Origin of the sequence: Frankia canadensis (assembly GCF_900197875.1) — a bacterium.
GTDB classification, from domain to species: domain Bacteria; phylum Actinomycetota; class Actinomycetes; order Frankiales; family Frankiaceae; genus Frankia; species Frankia canadensis.
On record NZ_FZMO01000016.1, the window covers coordinates 1 to 21,895 of the forward strand.

The window sequence follows — 21,895 nt, forward strand, 5'->3', positions numbered from 1 at the left end:
GGGCGAGGACGTCGATCGTGCCGATCGGCTCGTCGGTGCGGGGGAGGGCGGCGGAGTCGGCGCGGCGGTGGAGGCCGGTGCGCGCCCAGGGTGAGGTGAGGCGGGCGGCTGTGGGCGCAGGTGCGCGGCGATGGTGCGGCGGGTCCGGGTGGGGGAGGACCGGGCCAGGAAGTCGACGACGTCGGTGGGCTGGGCGAGCACCAGTCGGCCCTGGCCCGCGGCGCCCTGCGGTGCGATGGGGCCGCCGCCGCCGCCGGTGCCGTTCGCGGTGGCGGGGACGTGGCGGGTGGCGCGGCCGGCGAGCAGGCCGGGCAGGCCGTCGGTGTAGCCCTGCCCGACGGCGCGGAACTTCCAGCCGCGTGGGTGACGGTAGAGCTCACCGAAGATCATGAACGTCTCGCGGCCGGTCTCCGCGTCCACGGGACAGTGGACGACCTCGGTGCCGTCGGCGGACAGCAGCCGGATGTAGGCGCCGCGCACGCGGCGGAACGTCGGCCGCGCCCCGGTCGGGTCGACGAGCGCCGCGCCGATCAGGAGCCGTTCCACGTCCGGCGGGACGGCGCCCGGGGTGACGACGAGGCGGTCGGCGTCCCCGGACAGCGGGCGTCGGCGCGGCGCGGCGGCGGGACGTTCGTCGGGGTTGGGCACCTGCTGGGCCAGCAGGAGTCGCGGCGACGGGGGCGCTGACGACAGGGCGGCTCCGGTCAGGATGACGACGGTGTCCAGGTCCGCGTCGCCGAGGGCGGGGCCGTCGTCCCAGCCGAGCGCGACGGTCACCGCCTGACTGCCGGGCACGGCGTCGGCGAGCGCGAGGTTGCCGCCCTTGGGCAGGGTGCGGGTCATCCGTCGAGGTCGGATCGACGGAACTTGGCGTCCAGGAACCGGGCCTGGATCGCGAGCTTCGCGGCGTCGCCCGTGTAGACGAGGTCGGCCAGTTCGTGCGCGCCCTCGTCGAGCAGTTGGAGTTGGCGGACGAGGTCGTCGGCCGGGGTGGTGCCGGTGGGGCCGGGTCGCCCGGCGTAGCGGGCGGGCAGGGCGGTGAAGTCGGCGAGGGCCTGGGGGAGGTACTCGTCGATGATGGCGCCGAGGCCGCGCAGCGCCTCGTCGCTGGCCGGATGCCGCTCGACATGGCCCAGCAGCGGGCGCAGCACGTCATCGATGTCACGCACGGTGGGCACAGCACCGGGCGGCAGCCGTCCACCGTCCGCGTTCGCCCTGGTCACGTGCTCGGTGAGCGCGTGGCGCAGCCGGCGGGCCTGCTCGGCGCCGGCGGACGCACCCGCGGTCCGCGCGCTGGCCTCGTCGGCCGGGCGGGAGCCGTCGGGCCCGCGCTGCGACGCGTCGGAACGTCGGCGGAAGAACATCGCGCCTCCTCCCCGCACACCGCTCGTGCCCGCGCCCCGGCGTCAGCCCTCGGTCGCGCGCGCCCGCTCCAGGTAGGAGCGCGACCGCCCGACCTGCGTCTCCAGCGCGGTGACGGTGGCGGCCATGCTCTCCACCGCCTTGGCGCGGTAGCCGTCGATGGCGTCCATCGTCGCGAAGATGTTGTCGAACGCCGTCTGCAGCGCCTCGACGCTGACGGTGCTGGACGACGCCTGCTCCTGGAGCTGGCCCGACTGCTGGCGCAGCATCTCGCTCGTCGAGGTGATCATGCTGCTGGTCGTGGCGTTCAGCGCGTTGATCTGCTCGAGCACGAGCTTCTGGTTCGCCAGTGCCTGGGCGACGATCACGGCGGTGCGCAACGCGGCGACGGTGGTCGACTGGGCCCGGTCGACACCCTTGATCAGCTCGATGTTGTTCTTGCGGACCAGCTCCAGGGCGAGGTAGCCCTGCACGCTGACCGCGAGCTGGGTGAGCAGGTCCTGCTGGCGCTGGCGGATGGGGAACAGCGCGTCGGAGGTGAGCGCCTCGGCGGCGCTCGGCGCGCCCGGCCGCACCTGCTCGATCTTGGCGGTGACGGCGCCGTCGAGGGCCCGCGCGAGCGTCGCGTACTCGGTCAGCTTGCCCATGGCCGCCCACAGGTTCGCCTTCTCCTGCTCGATGGCCGCGTTGTCCTTGCGCAGCTCGTCCTGGCCGGAGTCGAGCGCCCGGATGATCGCGTCGAGCTGCTTCTGGGCGGACTGGTAGCGCTGGAAGTAGGCGGAGATCCGGTTGCCGAAGGGCACCACGCCCAGCAGCTTGCGTGAGCCGCGCAGGTCGGCCTTGCCCGGGTCGAGGTCGGTCACCGTCTCGCGCAGCTCGACGAGGGTGTGCGCGACCCGGGTCTGCGCGTCGCCCGACCCGCCGCGCCCGCGCGCCCCGGCGAGCGCCGCTGCCGGCCGCTCCAGCATCCGGTTCGACACCCGGGCGCTGGCGATGATCTCCCGCTGGCCCATCGAGGTGATGTCGTTGATCTTCTCCTGGAACGCCGGGCTGCGCGGGTCCAGCGCGGCCAGCTCGTCGGCGAAGCCCGCCGCCCGCGCCCGCAACTGCACCCGGGTCGCCTCGTCGAGCGGCACCATGCTGTCGACCTGGTCGTCCGGGACGACCGGCACCGCCGCCGGCGGCGCGAGCTCCAGCACCCCGCCACCCACGCCCGGCGTGTTCGCGGTGACCGTGGGTGGTGTCAGCGTCCTGCTCAGATCCAGCTCCGACATGACCGCTCCTCCCCACCGCCCTACCCCGCGACGGCCAGCGCCGGACGGGGTGTGCTGCGTTCGACCCTACGCGAGTTACCCCAGGCGTAAGAGGTCCGAACGGGGACGCCGACGGTCGTCGATCCGACTCCGCCGGGCCCCTGGGACGGCCGTGCCCCACGCTCGGCTGGCCGGTTCCCGGGCTGTCCATACCGCCAGAAAGCAACCCGGCGCAGCGGGCGCCAACGTGCTGTCAACGCACCCGGACTCCGTTGGGATCCGGTGCCGGTGGCTGGCGGCCTATTCGCGACGAAAGGCGCCGGGTGGCCGTCCAGCCCCTGAGAAGTCGTGCTATTCTGTCGTCGATCAGTACTGCTGCATGATTCGGGGGATTTGTATGCAGTGTACCTCGTGTAATTCTATGAACGAAGAGGGGCGGACCTCCTGCGCCGCGTGCGGCCACGCGGTCGCCGTGCCGCGCGGTGGCGGTATCCGGTTCCGGAATCCGCGGATCAGGATGGCGGAGACGGCGCCGGAATACCGTTCCGACCTCACGCGTCACCTCTGTGTTGCGGTGCACCTCGACAGCAGGCTCGCGCAGGCGACCATCGAGGGCGTGTTTGGAAATCGGCGGAGGGTGTTTCCCGCCACCTATGGCGTCGACCTCGCGGTCGTGGCCCAGCATGCGATCGCCGGGCGCGCGCGGCATCTCCTTCGGGACTTCCTGCTCGCCGCTCTGTGTGTTCTTTTCGTCATCGGTGCGGCCCTGATACCGGTGGCCGCGACGTTGGTGCTTGTCTGCCTGTGGCTCGTGGTGCTCGGCGAGCTGTACGCGTCGCACACCTATGTGGAGCGGCGCCTGACACCGCAGGCCTTCGGTGAGCGCACCCCTCCGGTCGCCCTGAGTAGTCAGCAGGTGCGTCGCCTCGAGGAGGTCGAGGAGCAGGTCCTCGGCAATGTGACCGTGTACAGCGGGTACTCGCCGTTCGCGGGCAACGGGGACATCCTGGGGTCGTGGTCCTTCTCGATCGACGTCGAGAAGGGGACCGAACTCGGCGGCCCCGCTCGTCCGTTCCGCAGTGAGGAGATCCGCCAGCACGTGGTCCGCGCGGTGGATGACCTGCAGTGGGCCGAGATCGAGACCGAGGAGCGCCTGTTCGTCAGTGGTCGCAACATTCGCAACGACCGCAGGTTCCTGCCCGACCCGGGGGAGCGCCCGGTCGTGAGACTGGAGCCGGACCAGCTGCGCGCATTCCAGGAGAGTCCGGAGGGGTCGGCGCGGCACTATACCGCCTTCTACGTTTCCGGGTGGCATGGTGATCTGGTGCTCGCGGTGTTCCTGCGTTTTGTCCTCCGTCCACGGAGCCTCTTCGTTGAAGCAAGCTTTTCGCTGCTGCCGCCACTGCAGGAGAGGTTCTACGAGCCGGACCTGAGGATGTCGTCGGGAAAGGGGTCCACGCTGAGTTTATCCGGCGGTGCCCGGCTCCTCGTGAAATCGGCCGTGCTTACGCCTGGCCGGGTATTCCTGTGTTGGCCCCGGCTTGGCCAGGCAGCCCTGGGTCCCCTGCTCTCGGGTGTGCGGGAGATGTCGGAGCGCCGGGCCGTCGAAAATGGGATCAACTTCGATTTCGGTGCACCGAGAAGCGTGCGTGAGATGGCGTCCTCCGGTCAGTATAGAACATATTTTCAGCAACTGGACAAGGATATGTACCTCAAGGTTCTCGAAGGCCGTATCCTCGACGCGATCACCGAGTTCCTGGACACTCGGGGCGTCGACACCCACTCCCTGCGGGAGCGGCAGACCACCATCCTGAACAACGGGGTCATGGTGTCCGGCAACGCCAGCGTGCGGGCCGAGAGCCTGGCGGCCGGGCCCGGTTCGGCGGCGAGCAGCGTCCGGCAGTACCTGCGCCGTGCCGGAGAGAAGGCGGCATGACACCCGGGACCAGCAGAAACGATGGTATCCAGGTCAACGGTGGCGTGCTAGCCGCCGACGCGGTCGCCGCCGGGCCGGGCGCCGTGGCCCGCAGCCTCCATGTTCACCACGCGAGCCCGGGCGATGGCCGAGGAGCCGGGCCGATCGTGGACGTCGGCAACGACCGGGCAGAGGATCTCGGCGCGTCGGCTCCGCCGCACTACCGCCAGCGAGGCGACTCCGTCCGGGCATTGACCGAGGACGAGATCACCGCGCTCGCCGTCGTGTTCGCCACGCCATCGTCGGCGGTACCGCTGCTGCGCCAGTGTGACTTTCCTTTGCACCGGGCGCCGTCCTGGCAGGCGGATGACGCGCAGGAGTTCTGGACAGCGGTGAGCACCCTGCTCGACCACGGCATCGTGCACGAGGGCCGGCGCCGTCTGCTGGCGGCCGCCCATCGCCAGTTCCCGGCCCATCCCGTCTTCGCCCCTCCCACGGCCTGACCGGCGAGACGGCGCTTTCGACGCCACCACCCCACCGCGCATCATGCCGACGCGGCGCGATACGCGGTGGGGCCTGAGGCCTCCCGGAGAGGGGAGCCCGCGCGGCCTCAGGAGGCCCTCGGTGAGCGGAGGGCGGCTCGGCTTACGTTGCGCCGCATACGGACCGTCGGGGACGATGACGGCTGTCCGGCGGCGGCTCGCCCCCTGCGTCCGGCCCGCGAGGACAGCCCGTTCACGACCGTGGCGTTGGCACGGACGCCGGCGGCGCGCCTGTGCCCGGACGGGCCCTGACGAAGGCTGGTGGATTGAGCAGCGCACGCACTGGGTCGCCGGACAGCGCCCACGCCCGGGAGTTCGCCGACCTCCTCGGCGTCGCCCCGGTCGACACCGACCTGTTCGAGGCGCTGACGCCGGCTCGCCCGGGCCTGCCCCGGCTGTTCGGCGGTGACGTCGCGGCTCGGGCCCTGGCGGCCGCGCAGCACACCCTGCCCGCGTTCCGCCCGGTGCACGCGCTGCACGGCTTCTTCCTGTTGGAGGGCCAGCCCGGCGAGCGCATGCTGCTGCGGGTCGAGCGCGTCCGCGACGGCCGTTCCTTCGCGACCCGGCAGGTCTCGGTGACCCAGAACGGCCGGACCATCTTCACGCTGACGGCCTCGTTCCACCGGGAGGAGGCGGGGGCGGACCTCGCCGTCGCCTTCCCAGCGGGGATCGTGCCGCCGGAACTCGCCGAGCACCATCCCACCGACGTCGACGACTTCCCGGCGCGCGAGCCGCTGGACGTCATCGAGCTCCTGCCGTTTCCCGGCACCGAGGTCGGCGTCGGCATGCAACGCCGCGTCTGGATGCGCAGCCGCGCGCCGCTGCCCGACGACCCTGCCGTGCACACCCGGGCGCTGACCTACGCCAGCGACTTCAACACCGGCCACGCGGTCGCCCGGGCCGCCGGCATCGAGCCCGCCGACGCGATAGTCGCCAGCCTGTCGCACTCGCTGTGGCTTCACCGGCCGTTCCGGTTCGACGACTGGATCCTCATGGAGATGTCGTGCGACGCCGCGGCCGGCGCCCGCGGCCTGGTGTCCGGCACCGCGCACACCCGCGACGGCGCCCACATCGCCACCTACACCCAGGAGGTCCTCCTGCGCATCCGCCGCCCCGACCACTGATCCCGGCGCCAACCCTGGGCTGGGCCATGTGTAGAGCTGTGATCTCCGGGGTCGCCTTCGTGAGATCCGCGTGCGCCCCGCAAGCCGCACACCGGGCGACCTACGCGCAGGGGAGAAGAGCACCGTGTCGCGAACTCCGCGTGTCGTGTCTTTTCCCGGGATGGTCCTGCGCTGGACAGAAACGCATGGGCGGCGAGTTCGAAGGCCTCGCCCACGTCGGCGTTGGAGGGTGCCTCGGACTACTGGTGCGTCTGACGCGACCGGGGGTCTGCCAGGACGTGATCTCCGCCGTGCGGCGGGTGCCCGGCGGCTGCCGGCGGTCAGGCGGTGGCGGTCTCGGGCGAAGGCCGCATCCGCCGCTCCCTGCTGGAGATCCGCGCCCTGCCGGGCGACCCGGCGTAGCCCGTGATCCCCAGCCCGGCACGGCGCGGACACCACGGGCGTCCGGGGCCGGACGGGCGCCGGGCGCCGGATCGCCCTGGGCGCCGTCACACCTGGGTCTGGGGCGCGGCCGTCATCGAGGGGCGGGCCATGCTGAGTCCGACGGACGCCACGGTGGCGAGGACGAACAGGGTGGCGAACAGGGCAGTGCCCGGGTCGCTGCCCTCGAAGTACACGGGGATCGCCACGGCGCCCGAGACGATGCGGCTCGCCGCGACCGCGCGCAGCGCGACCCGCGAGCTGCGCCGCCACCGGACGATCACCGCGACGAGCGTGACCGCGCCCATGAGGGTGCTGGTGAGCAGGATGTACAGGTCGCCGCTGAAGAGCGCGAGGTCGACGAGGGCAAGCACCGTCGCCAGCGCCAGACCGACCTTGTTCGCCCGGGTGAGAGTGGTGTTCATGTCCATGTCCTTTCGGTGCGGTGTGTGTCGCCACTCATGGTCGGCTTACGGGCCGCCGACGACCCGGGGGCGCGGTCCCGGTCGCTCGGGAGGTTCTCCGGGCGCTCTGGGGGCCAGCTCCCAGGGACATCTCCCGACCCGGGCGTCATCATCATGCTGTGAGCGGTGATCCTGTGCTTTCGGCGGACGTGCCGCTGCGCGTCCTGCTGGCCGATGACCATCCGATGGTGCGCCGCGGTATCGCCGCGCTGCTCTCCACGCTGGAGGGCGTCGAACTGGCCGGCGAGGCCTCGACCGGTGCGGAGGCGATCCGGGAGGCCGTTCTGCTCCAGCCGTCGGTGGTGGTGATGGATGTGCGGATGCCGGACATGGACGGGGTGGAGGCGACGCGCCGGCTGGCGGCCGCCGTACCCGAGTGCGCGGTGCTCATGCTCACCATGTTCGAGGACGACGAGACGCTGGTGGCCGCGATGCGGGCCGGCGCCCGCGGCTACCTGCTCAAGGGCGCCGACCAGGAGGACATCCTGCAGGCGATCCGGTCGGTGGCCCGCGGTCAGGTCGTTCTCGGACCCGGTGTGGCCGGGCGGCTCCTCGATCAGCTGGCCGCGCCGGGCGCGGGTCCGGCGGCACCGTTCCCGGAGCTCACCGCGCGCGAACGGCAGATCCTCGACCTCGTCGCCGCCGGGCGGAACAACACCGCGATCGCCGCGGAACTCGGCGTCGCGACCAAGACGGTCGTCAACCACATCACGGCGATCTTCGCCAAGCTGCGGCTGGCGAGCCGCGCCGAGGCGATCGTGCGGGCCCGCGAGGCGGGCCTGGGACGAACGGCGCCCTGACCGTGCGCTCGACGGGTCCACACCCACGGCCGGGGCAGCCGATCCGCCGGTGGGCCGGGGCAGGCACGGTCGTCGCCGTCGTCGCCGGGACGATCGCGCTCGCCGCAGCGTCCACGCCCCGCTGGGTCGTCCTCGACCTGCCCGTCGGGCTGGCCTGCGCCGGATCGGCCGGTGCGGTGCTGGCGACGCGGGGTCGCCGCGACCGCGTTGGCCTGCTGCTGGCGGCAACAGCCATGATGATGGCGGCGAGCGTCGCGGCGTTTCTGCTGGATCAGGCCGGGCTCGGCGTGGCCGGGTACCTCGGCGGACCGTTCTACCTGGTCGCCGTCGGCGTGTGCGCGCCGGCCGCGGTGGCGCTGTTCCCGACCGGCCAGGTGTCGGGACCACTGCCGACGGCGAGTGCGGTCGTGGCCGTCCTCGCCGGCGGACTGAGCGCGGCCACCCAGCCGCACCCGGCGCTCGCCCACGCCGCGGCGGTCGCGGCCGGATGTGCGCTGCTGGTCGGCGGCTGCGCGCGCTTCGCCCGGGCGCCGGGCGAGGACCGTCGGGCGCTGCTCTGGTTGGCCTGGGGCTGCGCGGCGGCGGCCGTCCTGGCCTTCCACGTGGGGCAGGCCGCGGCGGCGGTGTTCCGCAGCCCGTCGGTGGCGACCGCCCTGCTGGCGCTGGGGCTCGCGATCCCGCCCGTCTGCGTGGCCCTGGCCCGTGCCGGCTCCGACCGGGTGGACATCCGCTGGCTGATCCGGTGCACGACGGAGTGGACGGTGTCGATCGAGGTCGCCGTGGCCGTGGCCGGTGGCCTGCTGGCCGCGCTGGAGATCGCCACAGACCAACCGCCGGACCGGGCCGCCGCCACGGTGGTGTGCGTGGTGGTCGCCGTCGGATTCCCGCCGCTGCGCCGGCGGGCCGGCGCGGTCCTCGACGACGTCCTGTTCGGCGGACAGGCGGATGCCGTCGTGGCGCTGCGCGGGCTCGGGGAACGGCTGGATCGGCGCGGCGGGCCGGGAGAGTGGCTGCCGGTGCTGCGCGCCAGCCTGGCCCTGCCGTTCCTGGAGCTGCGCTCCCAGGGCGAACGGGTCGCCGTGGCGGGCACGCCCAGCGCGACCACCGTCGCCGTCCCGCTGGTCGCGCGGGAGGATCGCGTCGGCGAACTCGTCGTCGGCCTGCCGCCCCAGGTGGCGGTCCTGCCTCCGGCCACAAGCACCGTCCTGCGCCTGGTCGCGACGCCGCTGGCCCAGGCGCTGCGTGCGGAGCACCTGGCCGAGGCGCTCCAGATCTCGCGCGGGCAACTCGTCGGCGCCCTCGAGGAGGAACGCCGCCGGCTGCGCCGCGACCTGCACGACGGACTCGGCCCCGTGCTGACCGGGATCGCCTACAGTGCGGACGCCGCCCGCAACCTCCTCCCGTCCGACGGACCGCAGCGGACGGCATCCGAGCGCGCGCGGGACCTCCTGGCGCAGCTGCGCGCCGACGCGGCCGGGGCGATCTCCGAGGTCCGCCGGATCGCCTACGACCTGCGCCCGCCCGCCCTCGACGAGCTCGGTCTGGTCGCCGCGATCCGCCAGCGGGCCGGGCGGCTGGCCACGCCCGACGGGCGTCGGGTCACGGCCACCATCGACGCGCCCGCCGCCCTGCCTGCGCTGTCCGCCGCGGTCGAGGTCGCCGCCTACCGCATCGCCGTCGAAGCGATCGCCAATGCCGCCCGCCACTCCGGCTCCGCGGAGGTCCGGCTCACCCTGCAGGTCGGCGCGTCCACGCTGCGCATCATCGTGCGGGACGCCGGCACCACGAGCCATCCCTGGACACCGGGCGTCGGCATCCAGTCGATGCGCGAACGGGCCGAGCAGCTCGGCGGCACGCTCGCCGCGACGCCGAGCGCCGACGGCGGCCAGGTCCAGGCCGCCCTGCCCCTCGGCTCCCGCCCGGGCGAGGACGAGGAGCCTGGGGCGGACCAGAGGACAGGAGCGGAGAAGGGGTCAGGAGCGGACGAGGGGCATGACCTCGTCGCAGAACAGGCGTAGTTCCTCGTCCCGGGTGGACTCCTCGTGGCCGACCGACTGCCAGCCCGTCGACGACGCCTACCCCGGAGTCCTGGTCCGCACGTCGTCCGGCCGTCCGACAGCCTCGCCCGCCTGATCCGGTGCGTCGCCGAGGGCCGCGGCGAGCAGGATGGCGACGGCGGCGCGGGCGTCGGCGGCGATGGCGGGGTCACCGTCCATACGGACGGACAGGTTGGCGCCGTCGTAGAGGAGCTGCAGGCCGCGGGCCAGGGCCTGCGGGTCGGGGGCGCCGGCGGCGGTGGCGAGGTCGACGAACAGGCCGCGCAGCCAGGAGCGGTAGGCCGAGGCCGCGTCGTCGATCGTGCCGCCGGGGGACGCCTCGGCGCTGGCGGCGATGAAGGGGCAGCCGCGGTAGCCGGGCTCGGCGAATCGAGCGGCCTGGGACGCGAAGACCGCGAGGATCTTCTCTCGCGGGTCGTCCACCTGCGCGACGGCGTCGCTGATGCGGCGCGCGATGGCCTCGTGCCGGGCCGACAGGTACGCCTGGATGAGCGCGTCCTTGCTGCCGAACGTCTTGTACAGCGACGCCTTGGCGACGCCGGCCTCGTCGATGATGCGGTCGATGCCGACGGTGTGCACGCCCTCGGCGTAGAACAGCCGGCTCGCCGTGTCGAGCAGCCGCTCGCGAGCAGTGGGCCGGACACCTCGCCCGGCTGTGCCGTCCCCGCCGGCCGACGCGTTCATGCCGGCCGACGTGTCGATGCTGGCCGACGCGTTCATGGCGGAGTCGTTCCTGGTGACCGCTGGCATGGCCGATGCCCCTCCCGCGTCTGGTAGACCGCGCTGTCTACCCTACGGTCCCCTGGGGCGGCGTCGAGTAGACAGGTCTGTCTCTCGGATGGTAGACAGACTTGTCTGCCTACGGAAGGGAGGGGCCCCGTGACCACCTCGACGCCCACCATCACCGTTCCGCGCCGACGGCACCCCGCCGAGATCGCCGTCACCGCCGACGTCCCCGGCGTCACCGCCGCCGTACCCGTCGTCAAGCCCGAACCGCCGCCCAGTCGCCGGGCCGCGGCCGGCGGCACGAGGCGTCTCGCGCTGGTCGCCTCGATCGTGGTGTCGTTCCTCGCCGCCTCGGCGGCACCGACGCCGCTCTACCAGCACTACGACGCCGTCTGGCACGGCAGCGCGCTCACCACCACCACCGCCTTCGCGATCTACGCCGGCGCGGTGCTGCTCAGCCTGCTCGTCCTGGGGGACCTCGCCACCCACCTCGGTCGCCGGCCCGTGCTGCTCGCCGCGCTGGCCGCCCAGGCCCTCGCCGTCGTCCTGTTCGCGACCGCCGGCTCGTTCGCGGTGCTGTTCGCCGGGCGGGTGATCCAGGGCCTCGCCGCCGGCGCCGCTCTCGGTGCGCTCGGCGCCACCATGATCGACCTTCATCGCGAGCGGGGGACGATCCTCAACGCGGCCGCGCCCGGCGTGGGAACCGGCCTGGGCGCGTTGGTCGCCGGCCTGTTCGTCAGCTACCTGCCCTGGCCGACGCACCTCGTCTACCTGGTGCTGCTCGCGGTCTTCGCGGCGCAGGCGCTCGGCGTCGCACGGCTGCCCGAGGCGCGACGGCGTGCACCGTCCGGGCTGGTCGCGTCGTTGCGGCCGCGCATCGCCGTGCCCGGGGCCGCCCGCTCGGCGTTCCTGGCGGTCACTCCCGTGCTGCTCGCCGTGTGGTCGCTGGCCGGCTTCTACGGCTCCCTCGGACCGGCGCTGATCCGCGAGCTCGCGCACAGCCGGTCAGCGGCCCTCGGCGGCCTCGGTCTGTTCCTGCTCGCCGGGGTGGCCGCCGTCGCCACCGTCGCGCTGCGTGCGTACGGCGCCGGGCGGCTGATGGCGGTCGGCATCGCCGCGCTCGTCGGCGGGGCCGCCGGAGTGGCCGCCGCGATCGCCGCGGACAGTGCGGGTGGGTTCCTGGCAGCGACGGCGCTCGCGGGCGTCGGCTTCGGCGCCGGCCTGCAGGGCGCCATCCGCACCGTCACCGACCTCGCCGCGCCCCGCGAGCGGCCCGGCCTGCTGTCCGCTGTCTTCGTCGTCTCCTACGTCGGCCTGGGCGTCCCGGCCGTCCTCGCCGGTCTGCTCGTCAGCCAGGGCCACGAGCTGCGCCACGTCGCCATCGGCTACGTCCTGGCCCTGATCGTCTTCGCCGGTGCCGCGGCCCTGGGCCTCGCCCGCTCCCGCCGGCGGCCAGCGCTGGATCAGCGCGGCACGTGGGGTCGGCCGCTGTCGTCCCGCACGGCGGCCCGCGGGCAGCGTTGACGTCGTGCCCCGATCGGAACGTGGATGATCACCCGATCGTCAAGAATCCGCGTTACCGATGGATCCGACGAGGCACAGCCCGCCCGTCTCGCGATAGTCGAAGGCCCGCACCACGTTGGGTGGGCAAAGCGTAGCGCCGGACGCCGGACGCCGCGCCAGGCGGCCGGCCCGGGGATCGGGTCTGGCCGCCCGGTCCGCCTGGGCGAACGGCGAGCCGCTCAGGCGTCCTGGACGACGGCGGGAGTCGCGGCACCGGCCGTGGACTCCGCCGTCGCCGCCGGTCTCGCCGCCGCTGCCGCCGGTGTTGCCGTCGCGTTCGCCGCCGCGGACCGGGAGGCGGCGAGCGCGGCGCGGGCGGGGCCGCGCAGTACGGCGAGGGCGACGATCAGGGCGAGCGCGGCGCAGCCAGCGCCGATGAGGAACGCCAGGTGATACCCGCCGACCTGCGCGGCCGCCGCGGAATGCCCGCTGGCCGCGAGGTGCTTCGTGCGGCTGGCGGCGAGGCTGGAGAGCACCGCGAGGCCGATGGACGAGGTGAGCCACATGGACACGTTGACGATTCCGGAGGCGAGGCCGGCGTCGGCACGGGGAACGTCGGCCATGGCGAGGGAGAGCAGCGGGACCGCCGCGGCGCCCATCCCGAACGCGATGATCAGCAGCGGCGGCAGCATGGTGGTGGCGTAGCTCGTGTGCTCGTCGAGCCGCAGGAGCAGCAACAGGCCGGCGAGCAGGGCGATCAGGCCTGGAAGCAGCACCTTCATGGGGCCGAAGCGGATGAGCAGCCGGCTGATGATGCCCAGCGACAGCGCCCCGAACACGACCGTCATCGGCAGGAAGGCCAGGCCGGTGCGCAGTGGGCCGTAGCCGCGGACCTGTTCGAGGTAGAGCACGCCGAAGAAGAACAGCGCGTTCATGCCGATGAACAGGCAGCCGCGCACGGCGCTGGAGCCGATGAGGCTGCGGATCCGCAGCACCCGCAGGGGCATGATCGGATTGCTGCGCCGGGCCTGGACGACGAGGAACGCGACGAGCAGCACGATCCCGGCGGCCAGGTATCCGAGGGTGTGGGCGGAGGCCCAGCCGTGGGTCGCGGCCGTGACGATCCCGTAGGTGGCGATCACCAGCGCGGCCGTGACCAGCAGGGAGCCGGCGATGTCGACGCCCTCGCCCACGCCGAGCCCGGGGCGCTCCTCGATCAGGACGACCCCGAGGGCGAACGTCGCCACGCCGATCGGCACGTTGATCAGGAAGATCCAGTGCCAGCTGACGCCCTCCGTGAGCACCCCGCCGAGCAGGAGTCCCAGCGATCCGCCGCCGATGGCGACAAGCATGTAGGCGCTCATCGCCCGGGCCCGCTCGGCCGGGTGCGGGAACTCGGTGATGATGATCGCGATGATGACGGACGAGGACACGGCCCCGCCGAGCCCCTGGAGGAACCGGGCGGCGATCAGGGTGCCCTGGTCGGGCGCGGCCGCGCACAGCGCCGAGGCCGCGGTGAACAGGGCGACGCCGGTGAGGAACACCTTCTTGCGGCCGACCAGGTCGCCCAGGCGCCCGGCGAGCAGGAGGAAACTGCCGAAGGTGATCAGGTAGGCGTCGACCACCCAGGTGAGGTTCGACTGGCTGAAGTGCAGGTCGTCCTGGATGGCTGGGAGTGCCACGTTCACGATCGACGAGTCGAGCGCGTTCATGAGCATGGCCAGGCACACGACGACCAGCGCGATCCACCGGCGGCGGTCGGGGCCGCCCGCCGTGGTGGGCAGGGTCGCCAACGCGGGCTCAGGCATCGGCCGTGGTGGGCATCGTGGGGCTTCCCTTCGGCCTTGACCCGGGACAATTGGTGCCAGACTCTGGACGGTCACGTCCAGGTAATCATCCCGGATCGGTGATGGTATCGACGGCGCTACTATAGATCGGTGTCGAACACCATCTCCACCGCAGGGCCGATCGTGCTGCTCGCCCGGCTGTCCCGGCTGATGTACCGGGCCTCGACACCGGAGCTGCTCGGAATCAGCCTGAAGGAGATGGCGGCTCTCGCCTATCTGCGCGACCACGCAGGCACCACGCAGAAGGCGCTGAGCGAAGGCCTGTGTGTCGACGCCAACTACTGCGTCCTGCTGCTCAACGAGCTCGAGGCCGCCGGTCTCGCCGAGCGCCACCGCGACCCGGCGGACCGCCGCCGCCACCTTGTGAGGATGACCGACGCCGGCCGTAGGGCGCTCGACCATGCCGAGCGGGGTCAGGAAACCATCGAGGACGAGATCCTCGCCCGCCTCGACCAGGACGAGCGGGCCGCCCTCGCCCGCCTGCTCCGCCGGGCCCTCGACGGGGCCCCCCGCCACGCCGAGCCGTAGCGCCGCGACGCACACCGCCGCCGACCGGCTCGCCAATAACATCACAATTGTCGGGGATTACGTGAGTGTGGCCACCTGCGGTGGCCATGGCCGGGCGGTCCGGAGATAATCACATCTCTACGATCCTTCGGAGGCTTTCATGACGTCCGGCAGCCTGCGCCGACCGCGCCGGCCGACATCTGAGATTCGCGCGGCGTTGCTGGGGGCCGGTCGGAAGGTGTTCGCCGAGAATGGATACCAGGGGGCCAGCACCCGGGATATAGCCGAGCAGGCCGGTGTGGCCGAGGTGCTGCTCTTCCGGCATTTCGGGAGTAAGCGGGGCCTGTTCCGCGACTCGGTTCTCGAGCCCGTGCTCGAGGCCTGGCAGGGCTTCGAGAATCGCTGGTCAGGCGTCGATTTCGAGCAGATGTCCGACCTCGATTCCGCCCGCATCTACGTCGCTACCGTCTACGACTCACTGGTCGAGCAGCGTGAGCTGATCGTGGCGCTGCACTCGGCGAGCATGCACGAGAACTTCGACATGGGGGCGCCGATCGACGAGGTGCTGAGCCTGGATACCGCCAACATGCGGCGGACGATCGAACAGCGCGGATTTGTCGAGGTCGACGCGTTCTGGGCGATGCGGCTGTCGTTCGGTCTCATCCTGTCCGCCGCGGTTTTCGACGACTGGCTGTATCCGGCGGAAGGCCGGCCGGACCGGGCGGAGTTCATCGAGCAGATGGCGGTGTACATCATCGCGGCGCTCACCCATCGCGACAAGATCAGCTGAGCCCTCCCGGGTCCGGGGAGGGCTCAGCCGGAGCGTCGGCAGGCCTACAAGGCTCGGCAGGCCTACAAGGCGGCGCCCACCGGCTCGGCGACCTCGGCCTCGGCGCACAGATCGGCGGCCGCCGTGCGGCCCGCCACCCGGCCGAACGTGGTGGCGTTGGCGATCGAGTTGCCGCTACCCGCGTAGACCGGCCCGAGGACCCCTCCGGAGGCCTCGCCGGCCGCGTAGAGCCCGGGGATGGCCCGCGAACGCTGGTCGAGCACCCGCGCGTGCGCGTCGATGCGGGGACCGACCGAGGTCAGACCGAGCATGTAGAGGCGCAGTTCGGTCGCGTAGAACGGCGGCGTGGCGACCGGCCGCATGTGCTGCGCGACCTTCTGGAAGTCGGTGTCCTCGCCCCGGGCGACGTGCCCGTTGTACCGCTCGAAGGTCCCCTCGAGGTTGGCGGCGGGCACGCCGATCTTCCGGGCGAGCCCCTCGATCGTGTCCGACCTGTGAACGACACCGGCGTCCACCATCGCGTCGATCTTGGGGATGATCCAGTCCTCCTCCGTCTCCCCCGGGAGGGCGACCTTCTTCGTCGCCTTCGTCGAGTGCGGAGACGCCGCGAGCCGGGTCGCGTTGTCGAACACCCCGAAGACCGGGCCGCCCTGGGCCAGCACGATCGGCTGGGTGATGCTGTACGGCGACATCTCGTTGTAGAAGCGTCGGCCCTGGTCGTTGACGATGACCAGCCACCCGGGGAAATAGGTGTCGGGATACCGGCCGAAGTTCGGCCGCATCGTCAGCTGCGAACGGCCCCGGCCGGCGAGCTGGACGTCGAGCGGCATCGTCAGTCGGATTCCGTCGCCCTGCGATCCCGGGGCGCCCAGATACCAGAGCCAGTCCCGCCCCGCGGTGAGCGGGGTGGGACAGAACAGCTTCAGCATCTCGGTGTTCGCGCCGAGCCCACCGCAGGCGAGAATCGTCGCTCGCGACCGGATCTCGTCCTCGCCGACGGCGATTCCGCACACCTGTCCGTCCTCGACGAGCAGGCGGTCGACCCGCCGGCGCAGCGCGATGTCGATCCGCGGGCGCCTGCGGATCGCCGAGACCAGGGCGTCGACGACGGCCTGGCCGCCGAGTGTCGCGTGCCCGCGCGGCACGGCCTCGTCACCGGACGGGTAGAGACCGACGATCTCGACCCCGTGGTCGTTGAGCCACTCGATCGTCGGGCCGGTCTCCTGGCACAGCCGCCAGCCCACCGCGGGATCGACCTGCCACTGGTTCAGCGTCATGTAGTGGCGGAACAGGTCATCGCCGCTGTCCGTGATGCCCTGTGCGGCCTGGAACCGGGTGCCCGCGCCCATGATCAGGCCGTGCGCGAGCCGGCTCGACCCACCGAGGACGTCCTGCGACTCGGCGATGAGCACCGTCGCGCCCGCGGCCTCGGCCTCGAGCGCCGCGCAGAGCCCGGCGAAGCCGGACCCGATCACCACGACGTCCACGTCCACGTCGACCTCGCTGTCGGCATCCACCTCGATGTCGGTCACCGGCCCTCCTCCTGCTCCGCCGCGTCCTTGCCGACTCCCAGGTACTCCTCGTAGAGGTTGTGGAAGTGCCGGATCTTGTTGTACTGGTAGACGCCGTAGGTCACACCTGACGGCTTGACTTTCGCGAGGGTGTGCAGGCCCTTCTGGACGTTCGGGATGTTGAGTTCGTCCTGGTAGAAGATCTCAGCCAGGATGCCCAGCTCCGGCGCGTCCAGGTGCGTCTGGTCGAAACCGATGACGTGCGGCTTCGCGGGCGGCGGGCGCTCGCCGGTGAACGGCTCGAGGATGTAGGTTTCCATGATCGACTGTTCGTGGTTGTCGCCGTACGGCCGGAACCGGTAGCAGATCCGGTTGTACGCGCCCCAGGGATGGAAGTTCGGGAACACCGTGTAGAAGAAGGAGTCCATCAGCTCGGAGTCGCACAGCTCGTCGGCCGCATCGCCGAGCACGGGGCGCAGCGCGTCGCGCCCCATCTGCGCGCCCCAGACCCGGAATGTCGTTCCTCCCGGCATCAGGCCGTCCGCCGTTGACTCCACGGGGTTTCCGGAGTTGAACGAGACCGCCGCCATCTCGCTCTCCGTCGGCGTCCAGCGCAGGTTCGGGCTCGCGACGCCGGTCATGTTGATCGCCCTGGAGTAGTTCTCGAACGCGTCGTACTGCCCGGTCTCGTCACCCGTTGCCGGGAGGATCTGGGGGTGGGTCGCGATCGTGTGGTAGCCCTCCATGAAGGCCTCCTGCGCGACCTTCCAGTTGGCCCGCAGGTACTTGACGGTGTGCACCGCTATGTAGCGGTCCGTGAGCGGGTACCGCTCGAAGTGCTGGTCGATGTCGCCGAGAAAACTCGCCAGCGACTGGGCCTCGTTGTCCATGTTGATGAACACGAACCCGCCCCAGGTCTCCGCGCGGACTTCCTTGAGCGAGAAGTTGTCGCGCCGCACCGTCGGATAGTCCCAGCGGCTGGGGACCCGCTTGAGGCTGCCGTCGAGGTGCCAGCAGAAACCGTGGTACGGGCAGCGCAGCTCGGCGGCGTTGCCACCCTCGTCCCGCAGCGTCCTGCCCTGGTGCAGGCACACGTTGTAGTACGCCCTGATCGTGCCGTCCTCGGTGCGGACGACGAGGATCGAGGTGTCGACGATGTCGTAGACGTACGTGTCGCCGGGGTTCGGGATCTCCTCCTCGCGGCAGGCCAGCTGCCAGACGACCGGCCACAGGCGCTGCTTCTCCAGCTCGTGGTACTCACGGCTGATGTAGCGATCGACCGCGACGTCGTGGGAACCGAGGTACCTGTCGCTCTGCAGGCGCAGGACCGGGGGAACCTCGTGCGTGTCGGTATCGAGAACCGCCTGGTAGGAGATACCACGGGATCGTAATCCGGCGGTCTCGTCCAGGTCGTCGAGCTCAGTCATCGGCTCCGCCCTTCACGTCTGCCTGAGTCAACTGCCAGTGTGCGAACATGTGGCGGCACATCTGCGGGTCGGCGTGCAGGAGCTCGCCGCCCAGCCAGCGGCCGGAGTTGTCGAAGTGTCCCCAGCGATCGCCGGTCTCGTCGGTGTTGTCGGCCTGGACGCGGACCCGGCCGTCGTTTTCGACGGAGTAGACCCGGTTGCGCGTCAACGGGTGCCTGATGGTGTGCGCCATCGCGTCTTCCTTCCCACGATGTGGTGAACGGAGTGGAGATCAGCCCTGAATGATCTCGGCGATGAGGGTGCCGACCGGGTGCGCCTCGTCGGCGTCGGCCTCCACCAGCACCCGGATCCGCCCGCCCACCGGTGCGTCGATCTCGTTCTCCACCTTGTCGGTGCCCAGGACGTAGATCGGAGCGCCGGCCTCGACCGTGTCGCCGTCCGACACCAGCCACTCGGTGATCGCGCCCTCGGTGACGCTGACGCCGGTCTTCGGGATGCGGATCGCTTCGACGTTCTCGCTCACGCCTTGGTTGCCTTCCGGATCGCCGTCTCGATGGTGGACGCGTTGATGAGATAGGCCGACTCGAGTGCCGCCGCGAACGGCACCGGGGTGTGGGCGGAACCGACCCGCAGCACGGGCCCGGCGAGCTGGCTGAAGAGCTCCTCGTGGATACGCGAGGAGATCTCGCCGCCGATGCCGAACGGCACGGCCGACTCGTGCGCGACGACGATGCGCCGGGTGCGGGCCGCCGACTCCAGCACGGTCTGCTCGTCCCACGGCGCGATGGTGCGCAGGTCGATCACCTCGACGTCGATCCCGTCGGCGGCCACCGCCTTCGCCGCGGCGAGCGCGTCGTGCACGGTCTGCGAGTAGGTGACGACCGTGACGTCGGTGCCGGCGCGGGCGATCCGCGCGGACCCGAGCGGGATCCGCTCGGGCACGTCCGCCAGTACCTCCTTCGGCCCGCCGAAGTAGAGCTTGAGGTGCTCGAGGAACAGACAGGGATCCTCGTCCTCGATGCACGAGCGCAGCAGACCGTAGGCGTCGGACGGCGTCGCCGGCGCGACGATCTTCAGGCCGGCCACGTGCGCGAACTCGCTGTCGAGGATGTCGGAGTGCTGGGCGCCGAAGCCACCGGCCGCGCCGCAGATGGTGCGCACGGTCAGCGGCACCGTCGTCTGCCCGCCGGACATGTAGCGCAGCTTCGCCGCGTGGTTGGCCAGCTGGTCGGCCGCGACCCGCAGGAAGTTGTTCAGCATGATCTCGGCCACCGGCCGTGCGCCGGCGATGGCGGCGCCGACGGCCGCCCCCACGATCGCCTGCTCGGAGATCGGGGTCGAGCGCACCCGGCTCGTGCCGTACTTCTCGGAAAGGCCCTTGGTGACGGTCAGGACGCCACCGCCCTCGCGATCGGCGACGTCCTCACCGAACACGATGACCCGGCGGTCGCTCGCCATCGCGTCGTCGAGGGCCCGGTTCACCCCGTCGCGGAAGCTCGCCCTGGTGGTTCTGGTCGCGGTCGTGGTCATGCGGCTCCTCCGGCCGTGGTGGCGAAGACGTCGGTGAAGAGCTCCTCGACCGACGGTTCGGGGGTGGCGAGCGCGTCCTTCGCCGCCTGGGTCACCGCCGCGCGTACCTCGTCCTCGAGCGCGGTCAGCTCGTCGGGCGACGCGCCGAACTCGTCGAGCAGGCGGGCCCGCAGGCGGGGCAGCGGGTCGCGCTCCCGGGCGGCCGCCATCTCGGCCTTGTCGATGTACTCGCCGGGGTCGCCGAACTGGTGGCCCCGGAAGCGGAACGTCACCGCCTCGATGAGGGTCGGCCCCTCACCCGCGCGGGCACGTGCCACGGCCTCCGCCGCCGCGTCGCGCACGGCGAGGGGGTCGTTGCCGTCGACCTGGACGCCGACCATGCCGTAGCTCGCGGCGCGATCGGCGATCCGGGTGACACCCGTGCCCGCCGCGAGCGCGGTGTGCTCGGCGTAGAGGTTGTTGTGGCACACGAAGATCACCGGAAGCTTCCAGACGGAGGCGAGGTTGAGGGCCTCGTGGAAGGCGCCGATGTTGCTGGCCCCGTCACCGAAGGAGCAGGCCGTCACCCGGCCGTCGCCGTTGATCTGGGACCACAGGGCGAATCCGTTGGCGATCGGCAGGCCGCTGCCGACCACTCCCGTCGTGACCATCAGCCCGGAGTCCGGGTGGGTGATGTGCATGGGGCCGCCCTTGCCCTTGCACGTGCCGGTCGCGCGACCGAGGAACTCCGCCCACAGGTCGGACAGCGGCACGCCCTTGGCGAGGTGGTCGTGGAGCCCGCGGTAGGTGGTGACCAGGTAGTCGGTCGAGTCGAGCGCGGCGCAGATGCCGGTGGCGACCGCCTCCTGGCCACGCGGCGAGTAGTAGTTGAGGACGACCTGCCCGGACTGCATGAGCGTCCAGAACTGGTCGTCACACTCCTTGATCGTGTACATGGTGCGGTACAGGTCGACCGCAGATATGATCTTGGTGCTTGCTGGCATGGCGATCCTTATCGGGCGGGCTGCGCTGTAGTCTGCGTCACAGAGTTTATATAGTATGTACTTACTGTCTAGGTCAAGGCGGGAGCGGCCGAGCGCCCTTCCCGCGAGGTCCGATCGCTGCGGGCGGTCCCCCTGTGACGAGCGCGAACGCACCCCCGACCCGGCGCCTGCCGGCCCGGCCCCGAGGCCTGGCCGGCGGCGCCGCGATCAGTTCGTCCGGCCCGCGCCGACGAGCCCCGGCGCCGCCGATCATCCGCATCGGGCGGCTCGGTCGATCGTCCAGGGATCCGCCGAAGCGATTGACAGTCTCCGTCCGGGGCGAGCCCGATCACCGGCTGCAGGGTCTTCTCGCGGTCACCCGGCCTTCCGGGTGACCGCGCAATCCGCTGGTGCCCGGACGGGTACGCGAGGCGTCAATCCGTGTTGGCTGAATTCAGGAGGATGCCATGCCACAGGCAAAGATGGTCGTGTATTCGAGCCCGTCCTCGCCCGACCGCGAGGACGAGTACAACAAGTGGTACAACGAGATTCACCTCGCCGAGGTCTGTGCCATGCCCGGCATTCTCTCCGCGGTCCGTTTCTCGATGTCCGAGGCGCAGATGGTCCCGGGCGTGACCGTCGCCGGTCATCGGTACATGGCGATCTACGAGGTCGACGCCCCCGATTTCACGGCGCTCCTCGCGGACATGCTCGCGCGCTCGCAGGACGGTCGGTTCACCATGTCGGACGCCATCGACATGACCGCCAACCCGCCGATCACGCTGATGTTCGAACCGCTCGCCGGCTGAGCGGTTTTCAGGCGACCCGGCAGACAGGAGAGGGCCACAGTGGAAACAGCGATCCGCGTCGACGTGCGGGGGCCGAGTTTCGGCGCACCCAGGCCGGAGCTGTACCGGGCGGCGCTGGAGACAGCACAGTTCGCCGACGAACGCGCCGACGACGTGATCATGTTAGCCCATGACATGCGGGCCGGGCGTCATGCCCGTTCAGGCGAAGGCCAGCTGACCTGAGAGCCAGCTGACCTGAGAGCCAGCTGACCGCAGCCGAAAGGCGACACCCCGACCGCGACGACGCGGTCGGGGTCACAGTGGAAACAGCGATCCGCGTCGACGTGCGGGGGCCGAGTTTCGGCGC

At 71.6% G+C, this 21,895-nt stretch carries 22 protein-coding genes; 10 read left to right on the plus strand and 12 right to left on the minus strand.

The annotated features are described in order from the left end of the window. The 3 genes from C1A33_RS02535 to C1A33_RS02545 form a co-directional block, all read right to left on the minus strand. A partial coding sequence (locus C1A33_RS02535) for a TerD family protein (RefSeq protein WP_165818197.1) occupies positions 1 to 843 on the minus strand: 843 nt, incomplete at its 3' end. Next, a complete protein-coding gene (locus C1A33_RS02540) occupies positions 840 to 1,364 on the minus strand; it encodes a hypothetical protein (RefSeq protein ID WP_101829915.1) in 525 nt (174 codons plus the stop codon). The genes C1A33_RS02540 and C1A33_RS02535, both read right to left, overlap by 4 nt. 42 nt (positions 1,365 to 1,406) lie before the next feature. Further along, on the minus strand, positions 1,407 to 2,636 hold the full coding sequence (locus C1A33_RS02545) for a toxic anion resistance protein (RefSeq protein WP_101829916.1): 1,230 nt from the start codon (positions 2,634 to 2,636) through the stop codon (positions 1,407 to 1,409). Between the two features lie 400 nt (positions 2,637 to 3,036). On the opposite strand from C1A33_RS02545, the gene C1A33_RS02550 reads away from it, so the two are divergent. The 3 genes from C1A33_RS02550 (at position 3,037) to C1A33_RS02560 (ending at position 6,196) form a co-directional block, all read left to right on the plus strand. After that, a complete protein-coding gene (locus tag C1A33_RS02550) occupies positions 3,037 to 4,551 on the plus strand; it encodes a hypothetical protein (RefSeq protein ID WP_165818198.1) in 1,515 nt (504 codons plus the stop codon). Next, positions 4,548 to 5,033 carry an effector-associated domain EAD1-containing protein gene (locus tag C1A33_RS02555; protein ID WP_133150546.1) on the plus strand — a complete coding sequence of 162 codons (486 nt, stop codon included), beginning with the start codon at positions 4,548 to 4,550 and terminating at the stop codon, positions 5,031 to 5,033. The genes C1A33_RS02550 and C1A33_RS02555 overlap by 4 nt, the downstream gene beginning before the upstream one ends. Before the next feature lie 305 nt (positions 5,034 to 5,338). Beyond that, positions 5,339 to 6,196, plus strand: coding sequence for an acyl-CoA thioesterase (locus C1A33_RS02560; RefSeq protein ID WP_101829919.1), 858 nt, complete (start codon positions 5,339 to 5,341; stop codon positions 6,194 to 6,196). Positions 6,197 to 6,684: 488 nt separating this feature from the next. Here C1A33_RS02560 and C1A33_RS02565 read toward each other — a convergent pair whose 3' ends face one another. Then, on the minus strand, positions 6,685 to 7,041 hold the full coding sequence (locus C1A33_RS02565; RefSeq protein ID WP_133150547.1) for a hypothetical protein: 357 nt from the start codon (positions 7,039 to 7,041) through the stop codon (positions 6,685 to 6,687). 158 nt (positions 7,042 to 7,199) lie between these two features. Between C1A33_RS02565 and C1A33_RS02570 the strand changes: the two genes are divergently transcribed. Further along, complete coding sequence (locus C1A33_RS02570; RefSeq protein ID WP_243407096.1) at positions 7,200 to 7,880, plus strand: response regulator; 681 nt, start codon at positions 7,200 to 7,202, stop codon at positions 7,878 to 7,880. Positions 7,881 to 7,882: 2 nt separating this feature from the next. Continuing rightward, a complete protein-coding gene (locus C1A33_RS02575; RefSeq protein WP_101829921.1) occupies positions 7,883 to 9,898 on the plus strand; it encodes a sensor histidine kinase in 2,016 nt (671 codons plus the stop codon). A gap of 57 nt (positions 9,899 to 9,955) precedes the next feature. Here the strand turns inward: C1A33_RS02575 and C1A33_RS37300 are convergent, their stop codons facing one another. Further along, positions 9,956 to 10,657 (minus strand): TetR/AcrR family transcriptional regulator, encoded by a 702-nt coding sequence (locus C1A33_RS37300; protein WP_279354581.1) that lies wholly within the window; start codon positions 10,655 to 10,657, stop codon positions 9,956 to 9,958. Positions 10,658 to 10,816: 159 nt separating this feature from the next. Between C1A33_RS37300 and C1A33_RS02585 the strand changes: the two genes are divergently transcribed. After that, complete coding sequence (locus C1A33_RS02585) at positions 10,817 to 12,187, plus strand: MFS transporter (RefSeq protein WP_243407097.1); 1,371 nt, start codon at positions 10,817 to 10,819, stop codon at positions 12,185 to 12,187. 218 nt (positions 12,188 to 12,405) lie between these two features. Here C1A33_RS02585 and C1A33_RS02590 read toward each other — a convergent pair whose 3' ends face one another. After that, the gene (locus C1A33_RS02590) at positions 12,406 to 13,974 is read right to left on the minus strand and encodes an MFS transporter (RefSeq protein WP_101829922.1); all 1,569 of its coding nucleotides are present in this window, start codon (positions 13,972 to 13,974) and stop codon (positions 12,406 to 12,408) included. Positions 13,975 to 14,103: 129 nt separating this feature from the next. Here C1A33_RS02590 and C1A33_RS02595 point away from each other — a divergent pair, with 129 nt between their 5' ends. Both C1A33_RS02595 and C1A33_RS02600 read left to right on the plus strand, forming a co-directional pair. Beyond that, positions 14,104 to 14,541 carry a MarR family winged helix-turn-helix transcriptional regulator gene (locus C1A33_RS02595; RefSeq protein ID WP_243407098.1) on the plus strand — a complete coding sequence of 146 codons (438 nt, stop codon included), beginning with the start codon at positions 14,104 to 14,106 and terminating at the stop codon, positions 14,539 to 14,541. 139 nt (positions 14,542 to 14,680) lie between these two features. Then, positions 14,681 to 15,310, plus strand: a complete 630-nt coding sequence (locus C1A33_RS02600; RefSeq protein ID WP_101829923.1) for a TetR/AcrR family transcriptional regulator — start codon at positions 14,681 to 14,683, stop codon at positions 15,308 to 15,310. Positions 15,311 to 15,372: 62 nt separating this feature from the next. Here C1A33_RS02600 and C1A33_RS02605 read toward each other — a convergent pair whose 3' ends face one another. The 6 genes from C1A33_RS02605 to C1A33_RS02630 are packed head-to-tail and all read right to left on the minus strand — an operon-like array spanning position 15,373 to position 20,761. Further along, positions 15,373 to 16,842, minus strand: coding sequence for an FAD-dependent oxidoreductase (locus C1A33_RS02605; protein WP_101829924.1), 1,470 nt, complete (start codon positions 16,840 to 16,842; stop codon positions 15,373 to 15,375). Next, positions 16,839 to 18,248: an aromatic ring-hydroxylating oxygenase subunit alpha gene (locus C1A33_RS02610; RefSeq protein WP_101829925.1), complete on the minus strand. Its 1,410-nt coding sequence runs from the start codon at positions 18,246 to 18,248 to the stop codon at positions 16,839 to 16,841. The genes C1A33_RS02605 and C1A33_RS02610 overlap by 4 nt, the downstream gene beginning before the upstream one ends. Then, positions 18,241 to 18,480 (minus strand): hypothetical protein, encoded by a 240-nt coding sequence (locus C1A33_RS02615; protein ID WP_101829926.1) that lies wholly within the window; start codon positions 18,478 to 18,480, stop codon positions 18,241 to 18,243. Before C1A33_RS02615 ends, C1A33_RS02610 begins: the two co-directional genes overlap by 8 nt. A 39-nt stretch (positions 18,481 to 18,519) precedes the next feature. After that, a complete protein-coding gene (locus C1A33_RS02620) occupies positions 18,520 to 18,771 on the minus strand; it encodes a lipoyl domain-containing protein (RefSeq protein ID WP_101829927.1) in 252 nt (83 codons plus the stop codon). Next, on the minus strand, positions 18,768 to 19,778 hold the full coding sequence (locus tag C1A33_RS02625) for an alpha-ketoacid dehydrogenase subunit beta (RefSeq protein ID WP_101829928.1): 1,011 nt from the start codon (positions 19,776 to 19,778) through the stop codon (positions 18,768 to 18,770). The genes C1A33_RS02620 and C1A33_RS02625 overlap by 4 nt, the downstream gene beginning before the upstream one ends. After that, positions 19,775 to 20,761 carry a thiamine pyrophosphate-dependent dehydrogenase E1 component subunit alpha gene (locus tag C1A33_RS02630; RefSeq protein ID WP_243407099.1) on the minus strand — a complete coding sequence of 329 codons (987 nt, stop codon included), beginning with the start codon at positions 20,759 to 20,761 and terminating at the stop codon, positions 19,775 to 19,777. Before C1A33_RS02630 ends, C1A33_RS02625 begins: the two co-directional genes overlap by 4 nt. 446 nt (positions 20,762 to 21,207) lie before the next feature. Between C1A33_RS02630 and C1A33_RS02635 the strand changes: the two genes are divergently transcribed. Together C1A33_RS02635 and C1A33_RS02640 are read left to right on the plus strand one after the other, a co-directional pair. Next, positions 21,208 to 21,549, plus strand: a complete 342-nt coding sequence (locus C1A33_RS02635; protein ID WP_133150548.1) for a DUF4286 family protein — start codon at positions 21,208 to 21,210, stop codon at positions 21,547 to 21,549. 39 nt (positions 21,550 to 21,588) lie between these two features. Then, the gene (locus C1A33_RS02640) at positions 21,589 to 21,771 is read left to right on the plus strand and encodes a hypothetical protein (protein ID WP_101829930.1); all 183 of its coding nucleotides are present in this window, start codon (positions 21,589 to 21,591) and stop codon (positions 21,769 to 21,771) included. Positions 21,772 to 21,895: the final 124 nt, after the last annotated feature.

Excerpts from the sequence above, each read along its gene's own strand:
- C1A33_RS02540 (WP_101829915.1), bottom strand. The coding sequence starts at position 1,364 with ATGTTCTTCCGCCGACGTTCCGACGCGTCGCAGCGCGGGCCCGACGGC.
- C1A33_RS02545 (WP_101829916.1), bottom strand. The coding sequence starts at position 2,636 with ATGTCGGAGCTGGATCTGAGCAGGACGCTGACACCACCCACGGTCACC.
- C1A33_RS02550 (WP_165818198.1), top strand. The coding sequence starts at position 3,037 with ATGAACGAAGAGGGGCGGACCTCCTGCGCCGCGTGCGGCCACGCGGTC.
- C1A33_RS02555 (WP_133150546.1), top strand. The coding sequence starts at position 4,548 with ATGACACCCGGGACCAGCAGAAACGATGGTATCCAGGTCAACGGTGGC.
- C1A33_RS02565 (WP_133150547.1), bottom strand. The coding sequence starts at position 7,041 with ATGAACACCACTCTCACCCGGGCGAACAAGGTCGGTCTGGCGCTGGCG.
- C1A33_RS37300 (WP_279354581.1), bottom strand. The coding sequence starts at position 10,657 with ATGAACGCGTCGGCCAGCATCGACACGTCGGCCGGCATGAACGCGTCG.
- C1A33_RS02590 (WP_101829922.1), bottom strand. The coding sequence starts at position 13,974 with ATGCCTGAGCCCGCGTTGGCGACCCTGCCCACCACGGCGGGCGGCCCC.
- C1A33_RS02600 (WP_101829923.1), top strand. The coding sequence starts at position 14,681 with ATGACGTCCGGCAGCCTGCGCCGACCGCGCCGGCCGACATCTGAGATT.
- C1A33_RS02610 (WP_101829925.1), bottom strand. The coding sequence starts at position 18,248 with ATGACTGAGCTCGACGACCTGGACGAGACCGCCGGATTACGATCCCGT.
- C1A33_RS02615 (WP_101829926.1), bottom strand. The coding sequence starts at position 18,480 with ATGGCGCACACCATCAGGCACCCGTTGACGCGCAACCGGGTCTACTCC.
- C1A33_RS02625 (WP_101829928.1), bottom strand. The coding sequence starts at position 19,778 with ATGACCACGACCGCGACCAGAACCACCAGGGCGAGCTTCCGCGACGGG.
- C1A33_RS02630 (WP_243407099.1), bottom strand. The coding sequence starts at position 20,761 with ATGCCAGCAAGCACCAAGATCATATCTGCGGTCGACCTGTACCGCACC.
- C1A33_RS02635 (WP_133150548.1), top strand. The coding sequence starts at position 21,208 with ATGCCACAGGCAAAGATGGTCGTGTATTCGAGCCCGTCCTCGCCCGAC.